General features: G+C 69.6%; 15 protein-coding genes. 8 read left to right on the top strand and 7 right to left on the bottom strand.

Annotated features, from left to right (window positions below; all coding sequences use genetic code 11):
- Positions 1-15: 15 nt before the first annotated feature.
- Both ATL42_RS02640 and ATL42_RS02635 read right to left on the bottom strand, forming a co-directional pair.
- The gene (locus ATL42_RS02640) at positions 16-1,641 is read right to left on the bottom strand and encodes a tetratricopeptide repeat-containing diguanylate cyclase (protein WP_098454025.1); all 1,626 of its coding nucleotides are present in this window, start codon (positions 1,639-1,641) and stop codon (positions 16-18) included.
- A gap of 134 nt (positions 1,642-1,775) precedes the next feature.
- Positions 1,776-3,245, bottom strand: a complete 1,470-nt coding sequence (locus ATL42_RS02635) for an alanine/glycine:cation symporter family protein (RefSeq protein ID WP_098454024.1) — start codon at positions 3,243-3,245, stop codon at positions 1,776-1,778.
- Positions 3,246-3,371: 126 nt separating this feature from the next.
- Here ATL42_RS02635 and ATL42_RS02630 point away from each other — a divergent pair, with 126 nt between their 5' ends.
- Together ATL42_RS02630 and ATL42_RS02625 are read left to right on the top strand one after the other, a co-directional pair.
- Complete coding sequence (locus ATL42_RS02630; protein ID WP_245862029.1) at positions 3,372-3,857, top strand: DUF3817 domain-containing protein; 486 nt, start codon at positions 3,372-3,374, stop codon at positions 3,855-3,857.
- A gap of 89 nt (positions 3,858-3,946) precedes the next feature.
- Positions 3,947-6,493, top strand: a complete 2,547-nt coding sequence (locus tag ATL42_RS02625; RefSeq protein ID WP_211281848.1) for a DEAD/DEAH box helicase — start codon at positions 3,947-3,949, stop codon at positions 6,491-6,493.
- Here the strand turns inward: ATL42_RS02625 and ATL42_RS02620 are convergent.
- Positions 6,480-7,091 carry a GNAT family N-acetyltransferase gene (locus ATL42_RS02620; protein WP_169925322.1) on the bottom strand — a complete coding sequence of 204 codons (612 nt, stop codon included), beginning with the start codon at positions 7,089-7,091 and terminating at the stop codon, positions 6,480-6,482. The two genes, ATL42_RS02625 and ATL42_RS02620, sit on opposite strands and share 14 nt — an antisense overlap.
- Positions 7,092-7,158: 67 nt before the next feature.
- On the opposite strand from ATL42_RS02620, the gene ybaK reads away from it, so the two are divergent.
- Positions 7,159-7,662 (top strand): Cys-tRNA(Pro) deacylase, encoded by a 504-nt coding sequence (ybaK, locus tag ATL42_RS02615; RefSeq protein WP_098454021.1) that lies wholly within the window; start codon positions 7,159-7,161, stop codon positions 7,660-7,662.
- Positions 7,663-7,716: 54 nt separating this feature from the next.
- Here ybaK and ATL42_RS02610 read toward each other — a convergent pair whose 3' ends face one another.
- Positions 7,717-8,109 carry a YccF domain-containing protein gene (locus tag ATL42_RS02610; RefSeq protein ID WP_098454020.1) on the bottom strand — a complete coding sequence of 131 codons (393 nt, stop codon included), beginning with the start codon at positions 8,107-8,109 and terminating at the stop codon, positions 7,717-7,719.
- A gap of 63 nt (positions 8,110-8,172) precedes the next feature.
- The gene (locus ATL42_RS02605) at positions 8,173-9,612 is read right to left on the bottom strand and encodes a DUF2079 domain-containing protein (RefSeq protein WP_169925321.1); all 1,440 of its coding nucleotides are present in this window, start codon (positions 9,610-9,612) and stop codon (positions 8,173-8,175) included.
- A 43-nt stretch (positions 9,613-9,655) separates the two neighbouring features.
- Here ATL42_RS02605 and ATL42_RS02600 point away from each other — a divergent pair, with 43 nt between their 5' ends.
- Together ATL42_RS02600 and ATL42_RS02595 are read left to right on the top strand one after the other, a co-directional pair.
- Positions 9,656-10,420 (top strand): YggS family pyridoxal phosphate-dependent enzyme, encoded by a 765-nt coding sequence (locus ATL42_RS02600; protein ID WP_342748086.1) that lies wholly within the window; start codon positions 9,656-9,658, stop codon positions 10,418-10,420.
- Positions 10,421-10,520: 100 nt separating this feature from the next.
- The gene (locus ATL42_RS02595; RefSeq protein WP_143556681.1) at positions 10,521-11,291 is read left to right on the top strand and encodes a hypothetical protein; all 771 of its coding nucleotides are present in this window, start codon (positions 10,521-10,523) and stop codon (positions 11,289-11,291) included.
- 43 nt (positions 11,292-11,334) lie between these two features.
- On the opposite strand, the gene lplAB is transcribed toward ATL42_RS02595, so the two are convergent.
- Positions 11,335-12,384 (bottom strand): lipoate-protein ligase LplAB, encoded by a 1,050-nt coding sequence (gene lplAB, locus ATL42_RS02590; protein WP_098454016.1) that lies wholly within the window; start codon positions 12,382-12,384, stop codon positions 11,335-11,337.
- 78 nt (positions 12,385-12,462) lie between these two features.
- Entirely contained in the window at positions 12,463-14,052 is a 1,590-nt protein-coding gene (gene cimA, locus ATL42_RS02585; RefSeq protein ID WP_098454015.1) for a citramalate synthase, read from the bottom strand.
- Between the two features lie 323 nt (positions 14,053-14,375).
- Here cimA and ATL42_RS02580 point away from each other — a divergent pair, with 323 nt between their 5' ends.
- Genes ATL42_RS02580 through ATL42_RS02570 form a run of 3 tightly spaced genes read left to right on the top strand, consistent with a single transcriptional unit; the run spans position 14,376 to position 18,582 of the window.
- Entirely contained in the window at positions 14,376-15,080 is a 705-nt protein-coding gene (locus ATL42_RS02580; RefSeq protein WP_098454014.1) for a PadR family transcriptional regulator, read from the top strand.
- Entirely contained in the window at positions 15,077-15,823 is a 747-nt protein-coding gene (locus ATL42_RS02575; protein ID WP_098454013.1) for an ABC transporter ATP-binding protein, read from the top strand. Before ATL42_RS02580 ends, ATL42_RS02575 begins: the two co-directional genes overlap by 4 nt.
- Entirely contained in the window at positions 15,820-18,582 is a 2,763-nt protein-coding gene (locus tag ATL42_RS02570) for an FtsX-like permease family protein (RefSeq protein ID WP_098454012.1), read from the top strand. The genes ATL42_RS02575 and ATL42_RS02570 overlap by 4 nt, the downstream gene beginning before the upstream one ends.
- The last annotated feature ends 54 nt before the right edge of the window (positions 18,583-18,636 follow it).

Genomic DNA, 18,636 nt, shown 5'->3' with positions numbered 1-18,636 from the left:
GTGCGCGCGACGCCGTCAGCCGGGCTGGTCGACGCTGCTGCGGTTGCGACCCGCGTGCTTCGCCGCGTACATGAGGGAGTCTGCGCGAGAGAGGAGCGTCGATTGCGTGTCGTCGTCCCGGGATGTGGCGATGCCGATGCTCACGGTCACCGGGAGGTTGCCGGTCAGCCGGCTCCAGTCGTGGTCCGCGACAGCACGGCGCAGCCCCTCGACCAGCGTCACCACGCCGCTGCGGTCGGCCGCCTGGACGACGAGCAGGAACTCCTCTCCTCCCAGCCGGGCCGCGAACGCGCTCGCGGGGAGCACGATGCTGTCGGCGAGCTCGTCGATCAGCGCGCCGACCTGCACGAGCACCTCGTCGCCGACGGCGTGGGAGAACGTGTCGTTGACCCGCTTGAAGTGGTCGAGGTCGATGAGCGCCGCGGCGACGTAGAGTCCGCGCGAGCGTCCGTCGACGATCAGCCCGGGGAGGGTCTGGTCGACGTGGCGTCTGTTGAACAGCTGGGTGAGCGGGTCTCGCAACGACTCGTGCTGGAACCGTGCGGCCTCCTGGCGGGCCTCCGACGTCTCGAACATCGCCTGCTGCAGCCGTGCCTGTGCCTCGCGCTCGTGCGAGACCATCTCCTTCTCGAGCGCGTAGAACTCTTTGTACGAGCGGAAGGCCGACTCGAAGTCGCCGCGCCCGGCGTGGATCGCAGACTGCTCTTCCTCGGCCAGGGCTCTCCAGGTCCGTAGACCGTGCAGCTCGCTCGTCTCGCGGCAACGGTCGAGCGCCTCCTGAGCGCCGTCGTGGTCTCCGAGCCCGCGCAGCGCCGCAGCCAGGGTCAGGTTGAACTCGGCGTCCGCGGTGATCTCACGGGTCGCGGGGTGGCTGTTCTCCGCGAGCGCGCGGCGAGCGCTCGCCACGGCAGCAGCGTGGTCGCCGAGGGCGAGCTGCAGGCGGCCGATGGTGTCCCACACCTGCGGCAGCAGCGGTATCGCGTGCTGCTCGCTCACCTCGAGGAGCCGGCCGACCGTCTCTTGTGCCTGATCGAGGTCGCCTGCCGCGTACTCGCCGTACGCTCGGTTGTTCAGCGAGCGCAGCCGGAGCGCCACGTCGCCGGCTTCCTCTGCCAGTCGATCAGCCTGCTCGTAGCGGGCACGCGACTCCTCTGCCGAGCCGGACTCGCCGAGCGCGTCGGCCAGGCGCATGAGGTAGCGCGCGCGCATCGTGAGCGGCACGCCCTCGTCGAGAGCATCGACAGCCTTGACGGAGTGCTCCAGGTACGAGGCGCGGTCGCCGATGTCGCGAAAAGCCCAGGAGAGGCCGAGGTGGCTGCCCGCGAGCAGGCGGGGACGGTCGTGGTCCGCCGCATAGTCGTGGACCTGCCACATGATCTGTGTCGCCTCGGCCAGGTGTCCTTGGCGCTCGATGGCGTCTGCCTGGACGAGCCTCGCGCGCAGCGTCAGCTCGACGTTCCCGAGCGCTCGTGCGGCCTTCTCGAGGTCGACCGCTCGATCGAGCGACTCAGAGCCGTCGTTGCTTCGCGATTCCTCGAGCAGGTCGAGGGCCTGAGAGACGTCGTCAGCGTCGAGCGCACGCACGGAGCCTGCCGGGCCGGTGTCCCCGGTCCCAGCATCGACTTTTCGCACGCGGGTCATGCCTCAGGATCGGCAGCGAGCGCCAAGACATGAGCAGGGCGCACCTGTCGGGGCGTGTCGGGGCGGTCACCAGTCACAGGCACAGCATGCCTGATGCTGCGGCTCCCGCACGTCTGTGCGCCTCCTCGGCCCTGTCAGCGCTCCGCGGTCGCTGTCCGCTCCGCCCAGATATCACCCGGTAGGTCACCAGGCATGTGGGGGTTGCCAGAGGAGACGAAGCGCCCGGTCCGCCGTGTGCCGTCGCGCGCACCTGCCCGCACCTGGCTCTCGTAGTCGCGCAGTGCACCGAGAGCCCACCGTCCGAGGAGCGTGATGGAGACGAGGTTGACGATCGCCATGAACGCCATCGCGACGTCGGCGAGCGCCCAGACCGTCTCGAGGCTCAGGAGCGCCCCGGCTCCGACCGCCACGAGCACGAGGACACGCAGGACCGTGAGCCCGCCGCCGTGGACTCCGAGGAACGCGAGGTTCACCTCGGCGTACGAGTAGTTGCCCAGGACGGAGGAGAACGCGAAGACGAAGATGAGCACGGTCATGAGCGGTGTGGTCCAGGAGCCCAGGGACGCGGCGACTGCGGAGGTCGTCAGCGCCGAGCCTGCCGCGTCCGTGGTCGTTCCCGGGGCGTAGACGGCGGGTCCGGCGACGAGGATCATGAATGCTGTCGCTGAGCAGACGACCATCGTGTCGACGAACACTCCGAGGGACTGGACGAGCCCTTGCTTGACAGGGTGGTCGACGGTGGCGGTCGCTGCGGTGTTGGGGGCGCTACCCATCCCCGCCTCGTTGGAGAAGAGTCCGCGCTTGACCCCGTTGAGCATCGCGGCGAGGATCCCGCCGGCGGTCCCCGCGACAGCCTCGTCGATGCCGAGGGCGCTCTCGATGATCTGGCGGACGACGCCCGGCACCTCTGTGGCGTGCAGCGCGACGACGACGACGGCGAGGAGCACGTAGGCGCCAGCCATGATCGGCAAGAGGACTCCGGCGACGGTAGCGATGCGGCGCACCCCACCGAAGAGGACCGGTGCTGCGAGCGCCATGAGACCGATAGCGGTCCATGCGGTGCTCACTCCGTGGCCGCTCGAGAGGGCGTCGCCGATCGTGTTGGCCTGCACCATGTTGAACGCGAAGCCGAAGGCGAAGACGAGCAGCACGGCGAACAGGACGGCGAAGGGCCGCGAGCCGAGCCCGGTCTGGATGTAGTAGGCCGGTCCGCCGCGGAAGCTGCCGTCGTCGTTGCGCACCTTGAAGAGCTGACCGAGCGTCGCCTCGATGAACGCGGTCGCCATGCCGAGCAGCGCGACGACCCACATCCAGAAGATCGCTCCGGGGCCGCCGAGCGTCAGCGCGATGGCGACGCCGACGATGTTGCCCGTCCCGACGCGCGAGGCGAGACCGACGCAGAACGCCTGGAAGGACGAGATGCCGCCCTCGGAGTCGCCCCGGGAGCCGAGGACGACCGTGAGCATCTGGCGCACGAGACGGACCTGGACAGCACGCGTGCGGACGGTGAACCAGATCCCTGCGCCGACGAGCAGGTAGATGAGGACGTACGTGTAGAGAGCGTTGCTCAGCGGGTCGATGATCCCGGTCTTGATGTCGTCCATGGTGTGCCCCCGCACGTTGGAGTCGTCTTCGGAGACTAGGGCAGGAGAACCTGGTGCGCGATGCGTCGACCGGCAGAGAGAAGCAGAGAGAATAGGCGCAGCCCCCGACTCTCTCTAGGAGCCCCTGTGCCACAGAGCCTGACCCCGCAGCGAACGTTTCGCGCCGTCGCCGTCGCCGAGACCGTCACCTGGACGTTGCTCATCGCTGCGATGATCATCAAGTACGGCCTGGACGGCGGCGACCTTCCCGTCCGGGTCGCCGGCTCGGTGCACGGCTTCGTCTTTCTCTCGTACGCGGTCACGGCGGTGGTCGTCGCTCTCAACCAGCGGTGGAGCGTCCCCGTCACGGCTGTCGGGGTCCTCTCGGCGATCGTCCCGTACATGACTGTCCCGTTCGAGCGCACCGTCGAACGACGAGGCATGCTCGAGGGCGTGTGGCGCACCAGCACGACCGACGACCCCCGCGACCACACCCTCGTGGGCCGGCTGCTGCGGTGGATGCTCGTCCACCCGGCGCTCTTCGCAGCCCTGCTGCTCGTCGTGGTGACCGTCGTCATGACCGTCCTGCTCGCCCTCGGGCCGCCTGGGGAATGGCGATCGCACGCCGCGTAGGCGCGCCGCCGCGTTCCTCTGGGAGAATCGACCGGGTGACCTCCTCGACGCCCGTCCAGATCAGCCTGCTCGACCACATCCCGCCCGTCATGGACGGCGGCGCACCAGACCCGGACGAGCTCTACGAGGGCTTCACGTCCTGGGCCCAGGACCGCGGGCTCACGCTCTACCCCGCACAGTCCGAGGCGCTCATCGAGCTCGTCTCGGGCTCGCACGTCATCCTCAGCACACCGACCGGATCGGGCAAGTCCCTCGTCGCGATGGGGGCGCACTTCGCCGCGCTCGCTGACGGACGCCGTTCCTTCTACACCGCGCCGCTCAAAGCCCTCGTGAGCGAGAAGTTCTTCGCGCTCGTCGACGCGTTCGGTTCGGCGAACGTCGGGATGATGACCGGGGACTCCTCCGTCAACCCGACAGCCCCGATCATCTGCTGCACCGCCGAGATCCTCGCGAACATCGCGCTGCGCGACGGCAACGACGCCGACGTCGACCAGGTGGTCATGGACGAGTTCCACTTCTACGCCGACCCGCAGCGCGGGTGGGCGTGGCAGGTCCCGCTCCTCGAGCTGCCCAAGGCGCAGTACCTCCTCATGTCTGCGACGCTCGGTGACACGACACCGTTCGTGGAGGATCTCGAGACGCGGACCGAGCGCCCTGTCGCGACGGTGACGAGCGTCGAGCGGCCCGTCCCCCTGAACTTCACCTATGTCGTCGAGCCGCTCACCGAGGTGATCGACGAGCTCGTGCACACCCATCGTGCGCCCGTGTACGTGGTGCACTTCACGCAGAAGGACGCCGTCGACCGGGCACAGTCCCTCCTGAGCATGAACGTCGCCTCGAAGACCGAGAAGGACGCGATCGTCTCCGAGCTCGCCGACTTCCGCTTCAGCTCGGGCTTCGGCAAGTCGCTCAGCAAGTTTCTCCGGCACGGCATCGGTGTCCACCACGCCGGCATGCTCCCCAAGTACCGCCGCGTCGTGGAACGGCTCACGCAGAAGGGCCTGCTCAAGGTCGTCTGCGGCACCGACACCCTCGGCGTCGGGATCAACGTGCCGATCCGCACCGTGCTCCTCACGAGCCTCGTGAAGTACGACGGCGAGCGTATGCGTCACCTGTCGGCCCGCGAGTTCCACCAGATCGCCGGGCGTGCGGGACGCGCCGGATACGACACCGTCGGTGAGGTGCTCGTCATGGCACCCGAGCACGTCATCGAGAACCGCAAGCTCCTCGAGCGTGCGGGCGACGACGCGAAGAAGCTCAAGAAGATCGTCCGCAAGAAAGCCCCCGCGGGTGCCGTCAACTGGACGGACAAGACGTTCGAACGGCTGCGCGACGCAGAGCCAGAACAGCTCACGAGCCACTTCACGGTGAACCACGCGATGGTCCTCAACGTGCTCGCCCGCAGCACCGGCTCAGGGGGTGACCCGGTCGCCGCGATGCGGCACCTGCTCGTGGCGAACCACGACAACGAGGGCCAGAAGGCTGCGCACGTCCGCCAGGTCTTCCGCATCTACCGGTCTCTGCGCCAGGCGGGCATCGTGGAGAAGGTCACCGACGGTGCCGGCGGCTACCAGGTCCGCCTCACGGTCGACCTGCCGCGCGACTTCGCGCTCAACCAGCCGTTGTCCCCCTTCGCGCTGGCAGCGCAGGAGCTCCTCGAGCCAGATTCGCCGACGCACGCCCTCGACGTGGTCTCTGTCATCGAGGCGACGCTCGACGACCCCCGCCAGGTCCTCTACGGCCAGCAGCGTGCGGCACGCGGCGAGGCGATCGGTGCGCTCAAGGCCGAGGGCTATGACTACGAGGAGCGGATGGCCGCCCTCGAGGACGTCTCCTGGCCCAAGCCGCTCGAGGAGCTGCTCAGCGCGGCGTTCGCCACGTACAAGAAGTCGAACCCGTGGATCGCCGACCAAGAGCTCTCACCGAAGTCGGTCGTCCGGGACATGGTCGAGAACGCTCAGACGTTCACCGAGTTCGTCTCGCGGTACCAGCTCGACCGGACCGAGGGCGTCGTGCTGCGCTACCTCGCCGACGCCTATCGGACGCTGCGCCAGACCGTGGCGGTCGAGCAGCGCACCGAAGAGGTCGAGGAGATCACCGAGTGGTTGGGCGAGCTCGTCCGCGGCGTGGACTCGAGCCTGCTCGACGAGTGGGAGCGACTGTCGAACCCGGTCGACGACGACGCAGACACGCCCACCGGGGACAGCCCCCTCAACGCCACCAGCGCCGAGGCCCCCGCCCGACCCGTCACGGGCAACGCCCGTTCCTTCCGGGTGCTGCTGCGCAACGCGCTCTTCCGCCGCGTCGAGCTCGCCGCACGCGAGAGCTATGCCGGGCTCGCGTCCCTGGACGGGAGCGCGACCGGGTGGGACGCCGACACGTGGGCGGACGCCCTCGACCCGATGTTCGAGCACTACGGCGACGACGCGATCGGCGTCGGCCCGCAGGCCCGCTCGCCGAAGATGCTGGCGATCACCGAGGGCGTGGACGGCAACCCGCGGCTCTGGTCCGTGCGCCAGGTCCTCGACGACCCGGACGGCGACCACGACTGGGGCATCACGGCCCTCGTCGACCTCGATGCGAGCGACGAGGCGGGCGCGGTCGTGCTCCAGGTGACCGGGGTCAGCGCACTGTAGGCAGGTCCCACGGGGCCCGCGGCTCGCGGGTGTCGAGCCGGTGCAGGGTCCCGACCCAGGCGTCGGTGGTCTCCCCGCGGTGGTCGAGCCAGGCGCGCATCGTCCCGCCGAAGGTGAACCCCGTCTTCCAGGCGACCCGACGCGATCCCGCGTTGCCGGCGTTCGCATACCAGACGACCGTCTCGAGGCCGAGGCCCTCGAAGCCGTAGTCGAGGAGCAGGTTGACCGCTGCCGTCATGACGCCGCGGCCGCGGACCGCGGGGTGCGCACCGAAGGCGACCTCCGAACGACGGCTCCCACGGTCGCGCAGCGACAGGCTGCCGCTGAAGCGGCGCACACCGTCCGGGTGGGTCGACTCGATCGCGAAGGTGTGCTCGTCGCCGGTCCGCCACCCGTCAGGCACCATCTCGCTGATCCAGCCGACGGCCATGGACTCGTCGTACGGGACCGGGATGGTCGTCCACTGCACAGAGAGCGGGTCCGCGCACTGCTCGACGATGCCCGGGACGTCGCCAGGACGGTGCGCGCGGATCGTCACGTCACCGGCGGTGAAGGTCGGGACGGCATCGGGGAACACGACGGGCGCAGACAGCGACATGAAAGCATCTAAGCAGACAATTTTCACCGGTGTTGCCGGAACACGGCGAGCCGCTACGGTGGAACGCATGTCGAAAAAAGCAACGAAGCACCCGCACGGAGGAACCCCCGCTCTGGTCGCGCTCGACGCCGCAGGCATCGAGCACACGGTGCATCCCTATGACCACGACCCGAGCAGCGACCTCAGCTACGGCCTCGAGGCTGCGCAGGCGCTCGGGGTCGATCCTGCGCACGTGTTCAAGACGCTCGTCGTCGCTGCCGACGGTGAGCTGGTCGTGGCCGTCGTCCCGGTCGACCGAGAGCTCGACCTCAAGGCGCTCGCGCACGAGACAGGGCACAAGAAGGTGACGATGGCCGAGCACCAGGTCGCCGAGCGCGCGACAGGCTACGTCGTCGGTGGCATCTCGCCGCTCGGCCAGCGCCAACCGCACCGGACGGTCGTGGACGCCTCCGCCCTCGATCTCGAGACCGTCTACGTCTCTGGTGGCCGGCGAGGTCTGGACATCGGGCTCTCCCCCACCGATCTTGTGACGCTCACCAGCGCGACGACAGCGGACCTCGCTCGCGGCTGAACGCCGCCGCAGCCCGTCCCCGGTCGCACCAGGTGCCGTCGACGGGCCGGAGCGTCACCAGGCGGACCCGACCGTCCCCGTCGGGACGATCTGCCGTCCCAGCGGCATGAGCGCGAGCGGCACCATCTTGAAGCAGGCGATGCCCAGGGGGATGCCGATGATCGTCACGCACAGCGCCACCCCGGCCACGACGTGCTCGACCGCCAGCCACCAGCCGACGACGACCAGCCACACGATGTTGCCGAGCAGCGACATGACACCGGCTCCCGGCGCCTGGACCACGTCCCGACCGAACGGCCAGAGCGCGTAGCCGGCCAGCCGGAACGACGCGATCCCGAACGGGATGGTGACGACGAGCAGGCAGCAGATCACGCCGGCGGCCACATAGCCGACCGCGAGCCAGAACCCTGCCAGGACCAACCAGACGATGTTGAGCAGAGTTTTCATGCCAGCACCGTACCGCCGGTCGTGGGCGCGAGCCGCGCCTCGCGCATCACAGGAGACGCGGCGTCACGGAAGACGCTTCGCGACGACGTATCCCCACTCGTCGAAGACCACCTCGTAGCTCGCACCGCGGTACACGTTCTCGGTGTAGGCCTCGACGTCGTCGGGCGGGTTGCCGCCCCACCCGGTGAGGTCGAGCGCGACATAGTCCGGTGCCACCTCAGGGACACCGCCGAGCCAGTACACCTCGTGGTGCGTGGTGAGCTGGAGGATGAGACCGAGGTCGCTCGCCACCGAGGCGCCCTCCGGGATACTCGCCACGGCACGCTGACCGACCTCGACACGGTCGCTGCGCGCATACGTGCCGGGCTCCCACAGGTCCGCCAGCGGAAAGCGCGGCAGGAGCACCGCCGCGACGAGGAGCATGAGGGCTGGTGCTGCGCGCGCGTACCTGCGCAGGACCGTGAACCGTGAGCCCTCGAGCGTTCGCAGTCCGTCGATCGCCGCTGCGAAGAGGATCGGGACGAGGATGAGCGAGTAGTGCCACGTCGTGCCCCAGTAGAACTCTACCGAGCCGGCGAACCGCCACAGGATCGTCGGCACCGCCAGGAGCACCAGGGGCGAGCGGAGCGCGACGAACGCCGTGACGACGAGGAGCAGCGCGAGCGTCTCGATCTTGACGGCCGGGACGAGGAGGTCACCGACCAGGCGCACCGCGGAGGCGACCAGTCCCGTCGAACCGGCCGAGCCGTCCTCGTCGAGGCGTCCCCAGTAGTCGTAGCGGCCGTCCGGGTTGAGCGCCGGGACGAGGACCCCGACGACGAGCGCCATGCCGAGCACCCCGGTCCCGGCCACGACCGCACCGAGCCGACGCTGCCCTCGCAGCCACAGGACGAGACCGAACGCCGCGACAGTGAGCCCGAGGTCCTCCTTGACCCCGAGGAGGAGCACGATCCACACGGCGCTCGCGCGCCACCGACCGTCGAGGAACGCGGCCAGGCCGAACGCGAGCAGCGGCACCGCGAGCGCGTACTCGTGGAACTGGACGTCGACAGCGGCCTGGATCCCCCAGGAGAAGGCGTAGGCGGTGCCGAGCGCGAGGCCTCGCCACGTTCCCAGGATCCGACGAGCGACCGCTGTGACGGGCACGACCGAGACGGCGACGAGCACGCACTGCGCGACGAGCAGCGTCACGGGCGTCGGGAAGAGGCGGTAGAAGGGCGCGAGGAGCACGAGGAGCGGGGAGAAGTGGTCCCCGAGCTGGTTGAAGTCCGCACCCTTGATGGTGACGATCGGCGCGCCGAGGTGGGCATAGCCGCGGACGGCCTGCTCGAAGATCGCGAGGTCCCAGGACGGGTTCGCCCACCGGTACCAGCGCGCGAGCGACAGCGTGAGGTAGGCAGCGAACGCGACGAGCGCGAGGCCTGCGGTCGCGGCAGCGGGCCAGGATCCTGGCCAGGAGCGCAGGGGGCTGGTCGGCCGTGTCTGCGGGGCGGCGGTGGTCACCGAGCCATCATGGCGTACGCAGCGGCGAACTACGATGCTGTCCATGCCCCTCGACCTCGTCCAGACGATCGCGAACGTCTGCGACCGGGTGTCAGCAGCGTGTGCCGCAGGAGCGCGGGACCCCCAGGATGTGCGTCTTCTCCTCGCGACGAAGACCCAGCCTGCTGACCTGGTCCGCCGGGCGGTCGCTGCTGCGCAGGGCCTCGACCTGCGGACGACGGGCCGGGGCGCTCGCGTGCTCGTCGGCGAGAACCGGGTCCAGGAGCTCACCGCGAAGGCGCCGGACCTCGCCGACCTGCGGCTCGAGGCTCACCTCATCGGCCCGCTGCAGTCGAACAAGGTCAACCATGCACTGCGGGCGCTCGCGCTGCACGGTTCGGCGTGCGTCGAGAGCGTGGACTCGTGGGAGCTGGCACGGAGGCTCTCGGACCGTGCGGTCGCGGGCGCCACGGCCTCTCCGCTGGACGTCTTCCTCCAGGTGAACGTCTCTGGTGAGCCGACGAAGTCCGGCGTCTCGCCGCAGGCGGCGAGCGATCTCGCGGTCGCCGTCGGTGGGCTCGCCGGGCTGCGCCTGCGCGGCTTCATGACGATCGGCGCGAACTCGGCCGACCGTGGCCTCGTACGGGCGGGCTTCGACACGCTGCGGGAGGTACGGGACACGGTCGTGTCGTCCGGTGCCGTCGGGACGTCCGACGCCGTCGAGCTGTCGATGGGCATGAGCCGCGACCTCGAGGAGGCCGTCCTCGCCGGTGCGACGATCGTCCGGGTCGGCACCGCGGTCTTCGGGACGAGGCCCCCGCTCGGATGAGGGCCCGGACGGATTTGCTCCCGGGGTGCGCATACGCCATCGTCAGACCATGAAGATGCCGTTCTCCCGTCGCCCCGAGCCCGTTCCGATTCCCGAGGGCGTGACAGAGAGATGGTCCGCCGAGGACAACGCCGTCGTCGTGACGCTCCCGTTCGACGCGAGCGGACGTGACGCGAGCGCGACCGCTGACAGCGTCTCAGCGGACGTCGTCGCCACGGTGAACGCTGTCCAGGCCGGAGAGTTCGGCCACTCCATCCCGGACGGTGCGACGAACGCCGGCGTCCGGATCGAGATCCACACCGGTGTGGTCCCGCTCGGCCCCCTGGCTCAGCGTCGCGTCGAGATCCTCCAGGAACGGCTCGGTGTGTCGATCCCGTTGTCGGTGCGGACCGACGAGGCACCGCCTGTGCCCGAGGTCGTGGAGCCCGAGCCCGTTGCAGCCCCGGCGCCTGTGGCGGTCGTCGCCGCGCCGAGCGTCCCGGTGGTGGAGCCAGCTCCCCCGGAACCTCAGCCGACGGCCGGGCTCGTCGCAGCAGCCTATGTCTGGGACGACGAGAAGGAGCACCTGCGCGCCGAGATCGTCTACCTCGGCGACGACGACGCCGATGCGCAGACCCAGGTCGACGTGCGGACGCTCGTCGAGCTCACCATCGGCGCCCTGGGCTCCCCGGCCACCCGCGCGCAGATCCCTGCCGAGGCACCTGCCGGTCACCCGGTGTGGCTCACGGTCGTGGTCAACGAGGATGCGGTGGGCCCGCTCACCGAGAAGATGTTCGAGGACGGCGAGGACCAGTTCGACGGCACACGTGTCGACTTCGTCGTGGTGACGGAGCCGCGCGCGACGATCGTGGAGATGCTCGCCCAACGCTGACCGTCGGCGTGCGCCGCCCGGGCGGCGCACGCCCGCCTCGGGATCAGGGGACGCGCGCGGTCCACTCGGGGGTCGAGAACTTCGTCTCGACGAGCTCGTCGGCCCGTGCACGCTCCGCGTCCGTCACGCTGCCTTCGGTCGTCGTATAGCGCGACCGGAAGTGGGCCTTGAACGCCTCGATGACCTCCGCGCGGGCCATCCCGGTCTGGGAGCGCACGGGATCGACACGCTTGTTGGCGCTCTTCGTGCCCTTGTCGCTCATCTTCTCGCGGCCGATCCGCAGCACCTCGAGCATCTTGTCCGCGTCGATGTCGTACGCCATGGTCACGTGGTGGAGCACGGCACCGCCGACAAACCGCTTCTGGGCGGCACCGGCGATCTTCCCGGCCGGTGACGCGATGTCGTTGAGCGGCTGGTAGGTCGCAGCGACACCGACGTCGGCGAGCGCACCGAGGACCCAGTCGTCGAGGAACGCGTAGGACCGCTCGAAGCTCAGCCCTTCGACGAGGGAGGCGGGCACGGTGAGCGAGTAGGTGATCGTGTTGCCGGGCTCGATGAACATCGCACCGCCACCGGAGACACGGCGCACGACGGTGATGCCGTGCTTCTCGGCGCCGGCAGGGTCGACCTCGTTCTTCAGCGACTGGAAGGATCCGATGACGACGGCGGGGGCTCCCCACTCCCAGATGCGGAGCGTGGGTCCCCGGGTCCCGGCGTCGACGGCCTCGCTGATGGCCTGGTCGAGCGCCATGTGCATCGCGGGCGACTGCGGACCGTCGTGGACGATTTCGAACGTGTGGTCGTGCCATCCGGTCGCATGGCCGAGCGCACGGCGGACGGCGATCGCGACGGCCTCGGCGTTGAAGCCGACGAGGGTCGCGTCCGGGCGCAGCGCCCGCGTGATCGACGCACCGAGCACGGAGACCGACGACGACGCGGGCATGCCGTCGAGGGCTCCGTTGATGTCGAGGAGCGCGTCGTCCGGCTCGAGGAAGAAGTCTCCGCTCACCGCGACGCTGCTCAGGGCCCCGTCCGCGACCTCGAGATCGACTGCGACGAGCTTGCCACCAGGAACTTTGTATTCACCTTTCACACCTTCAGCGTAGGCGTGTCAGCGAGCGCGAGCTGCGGTGCCGGGTATGCCGTTGCTCACCCCGGCCCGCTGCTGGCATCAGCGTGGGTTGACCCCTGCGTGGATGAGCCCGTAGATGGCCGAGTCGGTGAGCGCCTCCCACGACGCTTCGAGGATGTTCGGCCCGACGCCGACCGTCGACCAGCTCGTCTGGCCGTCGGTCGTCTCGATGAGCACGCGCGTGACGGCGTCCGTGCCGTGCATCTGGTCGAGGATGCGGACCTTGAAGTCGATGAGCCCGAAGCTCTCGATCTCGGGGTAGATGCGCGTCAGGGCGAGCCGCAACGCCTGGTCGAGCGCGTTGACCGGTCCGTTGCCCTCACCGGTCGTCACGACGCGCTCTCCGCCGGCCTCGAGCTTGACCGTCGCCTCGGCGAGAGCGACGGTCCCGCGGTGCCCGTGCCGCTCGACGATCGTTCTCCAGCTCTCGACGTCGAAGTACTGCGGGCGCTCTCCCATCATCTCTTCGATGAGGAGCAGCTCGAACGAGGCGTCGGCCGCGTCGTAGGTGTACCCGTTGGCCTCGGCTTCTTTGACGCGGGCAGTGATGCGGGTGAGGACCTCTCCCTGGCCGGAGAGGTCGAACCCGAGCTCGCGGCCCTTGAGCTCGATGGTGGCACGCCCGGCCATGTCCGAGATGAGCATGCGCATGTCGTTGCCGACGAGGCGAGGGTCGATGTGCTGGTAGAGGTCAGGGTCCACCTTGATGGCTGACGCGTGGAGGCCCGCCTTATGGGCGAAAGCGCTCGCACCGACGTACGGCTGGCGCGCGTACGGAGAGATGTTGGTGATCTCGCTGATGGCATGGGCGATCCGGCTCGCTTCGGTGAGCCCTGCCCCGGTGAGGAGCGTGCGCCCGTTCTTCAGCTCGAGGTTGGCGACGACGGTGATGAGGTCCGCGTTGCCGGTGCGCTCGCCGTAGCCGTTGATCGTGCCTTGGACGTGGGAGCACCCAGCATCGACAGCCGCGAGGGTGTTCGCGACGGCGCACCCGCTGTCGTTGTGCGCGTGCATGCCGAGGATCGCGTCGGGCCCGACCACGGCGCGGACGTCGCCGACGATGTCCGTCACCCAGTGCGGCAGCATCCCACCGTTGGTGTCGCAGAGCGCGACGACCTCGGCGCCGGCCTCGAACGCCGCGAGGACGGCGCTGCGCGAGTAGGCCGCGTCGAAGCGGTAGCCGTCGAAGAAGTGCTCGGCGTCGAGCACCACACGCCGACCTTCGCCGACGAGGAACGCCACCGTGTCCGTGATCATCGCGAGGTTCTCCTCGGCGGTGGTCCGCAGGGCGCGCTCGGCGTGCCGGACGTCCGACTTCGCCACGAGGGTCACGACGGGGGCCCCGGAGTGCAGGAGCGCGAGGACCTGTGGGTCTTCGGACGCACGGAGCCCCACCTTGCGGGTCGCACCGAACGCGGCGAGAACAGAGTTCTTCAACGTGAGCTCGGTCGCGGCTCGCGCGAAGAAGTCCGTGTCCTTGGGGACCGCGCCAGGCCAGCCGCCTTCGATGAACCCGACCCCGAGCTCGTCGAGCAAGGGGGCGATGGCGAGCTTGTCCGTGACGGACAGGTTCATGCCTTCCTGCTGCGCGCCGTCGCGCAGGGTGGTGTCGTACACGTGGAAGCTCACGGGGAAACTCTCTTCCGTGCTGTGGAGCGGGTGTGGACAGACTGTCTCCGAGCATTGTGCGGGATCTGCGGCAGGGGTGGCGCCGTCGTCCAGCAACAAAAAAACCCCCCGGGTACGGGAGGTTGGCGCGTCCGGTGGGTAACCGGACGCGCTACGTGATGAGGAGCCGGGAGACGCATGGGTGTGTCATGCCTCACATCATGCCACAGGGCCTGCTCGCCGTGCCCACGGTCACCGCTGCCATCGGCGGGTCGATTGACAATTCATACTTACTTGGTAAGTATCGGAACCTCACATACTTACCGAGTAACTACAGGGGTGTCATGTCTGTCCGACAAGGAATGCTCGCGATCCTCTCCGAAGGCCCGATGCACGGATACCAGCTCAAGCAAGAGTTCGAGGCCCGGACGGGCGGGACATGGCCGCTGAACATCGGACAGGCGTACACAACGCTCTCCCGGCTGCACCGTGACGGTCTCGTCGACGCGCTCCCCGTCGACGACGGCGAGCCCGAGCGCTTCGCCCTCACAGAAGCAGGCCGCGACGAGGTCACCGCATGGTGGACCGAACCCGTCCGGCGCGACGCCCCGGCGCGCGACGAGCTCGCGATCAAGCTGGCGCTCGCCGTGACCGTCCCCGGCGTCGACGTCCGCGCGATCGTCCAGATGCAGCGCACCGAGAGCCTGCGAGCGCTGCGCGACTTCACCCGTCTCAAGGCACGGCCCGACCAGCACGCGACGGCCCCGTCAGCCCGTCGCCCTGCTGCCCGCTCCCGAGCACCGCAGCACGACGACGCAGCTGCGCTCAAGGCCCTCACGTCAGCACGCGACGCCGGTTCCCCCCAGGCAGAGCTTGCCTGGTCGCTCGTCCTCGACTCGCTCATCTTCGGGATGGAGGCCGAGGCCCGCTGGCTCGACCACGTCGAGGCCCGGGTCGCACGGGCCTCAGACGAACGCCCGGCCCGAAGGGAGGCGCCCAACATCCCGGCGTCGCTCCCCACCACCACCGCACCCGGAGCGGCCCGATGACCGCGGACCTCGGACCCGTCGTCCTCACCATCACCGACGCACACCGCACCCACGGGCGCGGCGCCCACGAGGTCCACGCACTGCGGGGCGTCAGCCTCCAGGTCCGCGCGGGCGAGCTCGTCGCCGTCATGGGCCCGTCCGGGTCCGGCAAGTCGACCCTCCTCAACATCGCGGGCGGCCTCGACACACCCACCAGCGGGAGCGTCACGGTCTCAGGCAACAACCTCGGCGGAGTGAACAACGCTCGGCGCGCGCAGCTACGCCGAGCCCACATCGGCTACGTCTTCCAGGACTACAACCTCGTCCCCGCGCTCACCGCCCGGGAGAACGTCTCGCTCCCCCTGGAGTTCGACGGCGTCCGCCCCCACCTCGCCCGCATCGACGCGCTCGCCGCGCTCGCCGAGACCGGAGCGCTCGACATCACCGAGCTCTTCCCCGACCAGCTTTCTGGCGGGCAGCAGCAACGGGTCGCGATCGCCCGTGCCCTCGTCGGACCGCGTCAGCTGATCCTCGCCGACGAGCCCACCGGAGCCCTCGACTCGGTCGCCGGCGAGGAGATCATGCAGGTCCTGCGTGCCCGGATCGACGGCGGGGCTGCCGGTCTCATGGTCACGCACGACGCGCGATACGCCGCCTGGGCCGACCGCACGGTCTTCCTTCGCGACGGCCGGATCACCGACTCGACCGGAGCTCTCGCGTCTGCCGAGTCGCTCCTCGCCGGAGCGGCAGGTCAGGCGGGATGAACGAACGCACCCTGCCCACCGCCCTGCGGTGGGCGGCACGGTGGCGCGCCGCCGCACGGATCGCGCGCCGCGACGCCGCTCGCCACCGCGGACGCACGGCCCTCGTCGCAGCACTGGTCGCGCTCCCGCTCGTCGCAGGCTCCGCGGGCCTCGTCCTCCTCCGGTCGACAGTCCCGAGCGACGCGAGCATCGTCCGGGACTCCCTCGGGTCGACGGTCCAGGCACGGATCACGCACGCATGCCCTGACGGCGCCCTCGTGCCGACTGACGACGGGACGAGCTACTCGTGCGATAATGACGATGACTCCGCCCCGCTCAGCGTTCTCGAGCTCAGCGCCGCCCTCGACGGATCGCTCCCTGCTGGCGACAGAGCACTGCCGATGAGCAGCGCGCTCGTCGACTACGCGGCCGGGACGCAGTCGCGGAGCGGGCGAAGCTACGCTGAGATCGACCTCACGGACGACGACCTCGGGACCCTCGCGGCCGTCGAGGAGGGCCGGGCACCAGAAGATCCCTCGGAGATCCTCGTCAGCGGTCACATGGCACGGTCAGCTCCTCTCGACGTCGGCGACACGGTCGCGCTGCGCCAGTCCTCCATCGGTACCACAGCACTCGATCCCGTCGAGCTCACGGTCGTGGGCATCAGCCGGATCGGTTCGGGCGTCCCCGCAGACTTCATCGGCATCCCCGGGTCGAGCCTCGATCCGTTCGACGCCGCAGCAGGTCCGACCGCCTGGTACGTCACCGGAGACGCTCCGGTCCTGCCCGAGCATGCCGAACAGCTCTTCCAGCTCGGCTTCACGGTCCTCAGCCGTGAGGCCGTCGGTCCCTCGAACGGGAGCCAGATGTCTTCCCCTCTCGTCTCTCGCCTCACCGCCTTCGTGCCCTCAGGCACCCTGTCGGGGGTCGCTCTCGTCGCGGTGATCATCGCTGCTCTCCTCGAGGCGGCCCTCCTCATCGGTCCGGCCTTCGTGGTCGGTGCCCGACGCGAGACACGCAACCTCGCCCTCGTCGCCGCGACCGGAGGCGAGCCGGCAGACCTGCGACGGATCGTCCTCTCGACCGGCCTCGTCGTCGGTGGTGGCGCGGCCGTCGGCGGCACCGTGATCGGGGCAGCGACCGGAGCGGCCCTCCTACCGGCGCTGCGGACCCAAGACATCTATGTGCCGAACCTCGCGATCCCCGTCGCCGAGCTGTTGGTCCTGGCCCTCGCCGGAACGGCCCTCGCGCTCGCTGCCGCCTGGCTCCCGGCCCGCCAGGCAGCACGGACGGACGTCGTCTCGGCGCTCAGCGGACGGCGTCCTGTCACGACACCCGCGCGACGCAGACCCGTCGTCGGGCTCGTGACCCTCGGGATCGGGATCCTCGCCGCGGTCGTCGGAGCGCTCTTGGGACGAACCCCTGTCCTGATCCCCGGTCTCCTCGTCCTCGAGGTCGGAGTCATCCTCCTCGCTGCGCCGACCGTCCAGACGCTCGCTCGGGTCGCCGACCGGGCCGGTCCCGCGGTCCGCTATGCCTTGCGCGACGCAGACCGCCACCGCGCTCGGACGGCACCTGCCCTGGCCGCCATCATCGCTGCCACCGCGGTGGCTGGTGCTGGCGTGACCTTCCAGGCTTCGTCCGACGCGTCGATGCAGCGGCTCGACACGCGCCCCGCAACCGTTGGCACCCTCGTCGTCGGCCTCACGGCATCGTCACAAGCGCCGACGGCAGACGATGCCCCTCCTGTGAGCCTGGAAGACGGTGTGGACGTCTACGAGGTCTTCCTCACGGATTCTCTTGGCGACGTGCCGATCACCGAGGTGCGGTCGGCTGTCCCGCCCAGCGGAAACCGGAGCGAGATGATCGATCGGCTACGGCCAGAGAGCGTGGGATGCCCCACCCTGCGGTACGGCCAGGACCCGCGGTGCTCGGCGATAACGTGGGGATCCTCGCCTTTCAACATGTCCACCCAGAAGGACTTCGTCATCGTGGACGACGGCAGCGTGGTCCGTGCTCTGGGGCTTCCGGACTCCGACGTGGTCGCCGACGCCCTGGCCACAGAGCATGCCGTCGTCGCCTCGGAGCGCGACCTGTGGACCGATGCCAGCGGATCGACGTTCGCTCACCTGGCCGTTCCGGGGATCGAGGAGCCCGTCGTCGTTCCGGCCGTAGCGCACACCTGGGGAGAGGTGACGTACCGGCTCATCCTCCCGCCGGAGGTCGTCTCTGAGATCGGGTGGACGTCGTCGCCTGTCGGTCTCGTGGTGCCCGAGATGGGCGACGTCACAGACGCGCAGCGGACAGCTCTGCGAAATCTCCCTCAGGTACCAGGGATCTACGCGCTGGCCGAGATCGAGGTCGAGCGTCTCACCCCGTCGGGACACCCCCTGGCAGCGATGGTCACCGGCTTGCTTCTTCTCAGCACCCTCGCGACGTGGATCGTCGTCGGTCTCGCGGCGTCGGAGTCCCGACCCGACCTCGCGACGATCTCGGCGATCGGGGCTTCCCCTCGCACCAGACGACGGCTCGCCGGTGCACAGGCTGGCGTGCTCGCCGTCGTGGGTACCGGCCTCGGGCTCGTGACCGGAGTCTTCTTCGGCGGGATGTTCGTGCTCTCGGAGCGCACCCTCGCCGGCGGAGCAGGATGGGCGTGGCAGCTCGACGTTCCGTGGCTCTTCCTCGCCCTGATCGCGTGCACGGCGCCGCTCCTGGCGATCGCGGGAGCAGCGCTCGCGACGAGATCACGCCTTCCTCTCGGTCGACGCCTCGCGTCGTGACGGCCCACGCTGGATGAGCGGACCGCGCCACGACGAGGCTGGCCGGTCCTCGGG

Origin of the sequence: Sanguibacter antarcticus (genome assembly GCF_002564005.1) — a bacterium.
Lineage (GTDB): Bacteria > Actinomycetota > Actinomycetes > Actinomycetales > Cellulomonadaceae > Sanguibacter > Sanguibacter antarcticus.
Note: the sequence above shows the minus strand (reverse complement) of the source record. Positions and strands in the feature narration are given on the sequence as shown.

What these genes read in the sequence shown, in the direction of transcription:
- ATL42_RS02635 (WP_098454024.1), bottom strand. Translation starts at nt 3,245, where the DNA reads ATGGACGACATCAAGACCGGGATCATCGACCCGCTGAGCAACGCTCTC.
- ATL42_RS02575 (WP_098454013.1), top strand. Translation starts at nt 15,077, where the DNA reads ATGACCGCGGACCTCGGACCCGTCGTCCTCACCATCACCGACGCACAC.
- ATL42_RS02640 (WP_098454025.1), bottom strand. Translation starts at nt 1,641, where the DNA reads ATGACCCGCGTGCGAAAAGTCGATGCTGGGACCGGGGACACCGGCCCG.
- ATL42_RS02600 (WP_342748086.1), top strand. Translation starts at nt 9,656, where the DNA reads ATGCCCCTCGACCTCGTCCAGACGATCGCGAACGTCTGCGACCGGGTG.
- ATL42_RS02580 (WP_098454014.1), top strand. Translation starts at nt 14,376, where the DNA reads ATGTCTGTCCGACAAGGAATGCTCGCGATCCTCTCCGAAGGCCCGATG.
- ATL42_RS02620 (WP_169925322.1), bottom strand. Translation starts at nt 7,091, where the DNA reads ATGTCGCTGTCTGCGCCCGTCGTGTTCCCCGATGCCGTCCCGACCTTC.
- ATL42_RS02570 (WP_098454012.1), top strand. Translation starts at nt 15,820, where the DNA reads ATGAACGAACGCACCCTGCCCACCGCCCTGCGGTGGGCGGCACGGTGG.
- ATL42_RS02625 (WP_211281848.1), top strand. Translation starts at nt 3,947, where the DNA reads ATGGACGGCGGCGCACCAGACCCGGACGAGCTCTACGAGGGCTTCACG.
- ATL42_RS02610 (WP_098454020.1), bottom strand. Translation starts at nt 8,109, where the DNA reads ATGAAAACTCTGCTCAACATCGTCTGGTTGGTCCTGGCAGGGTTCTGG.
- ybaK (WP_098454021.1), top strand. Translation starts at nt 7,159, where the DNA reads ATGTCGAAAAAAGCAACGAAGCACCCGCACGGAGGAACCCCCGCTCTG.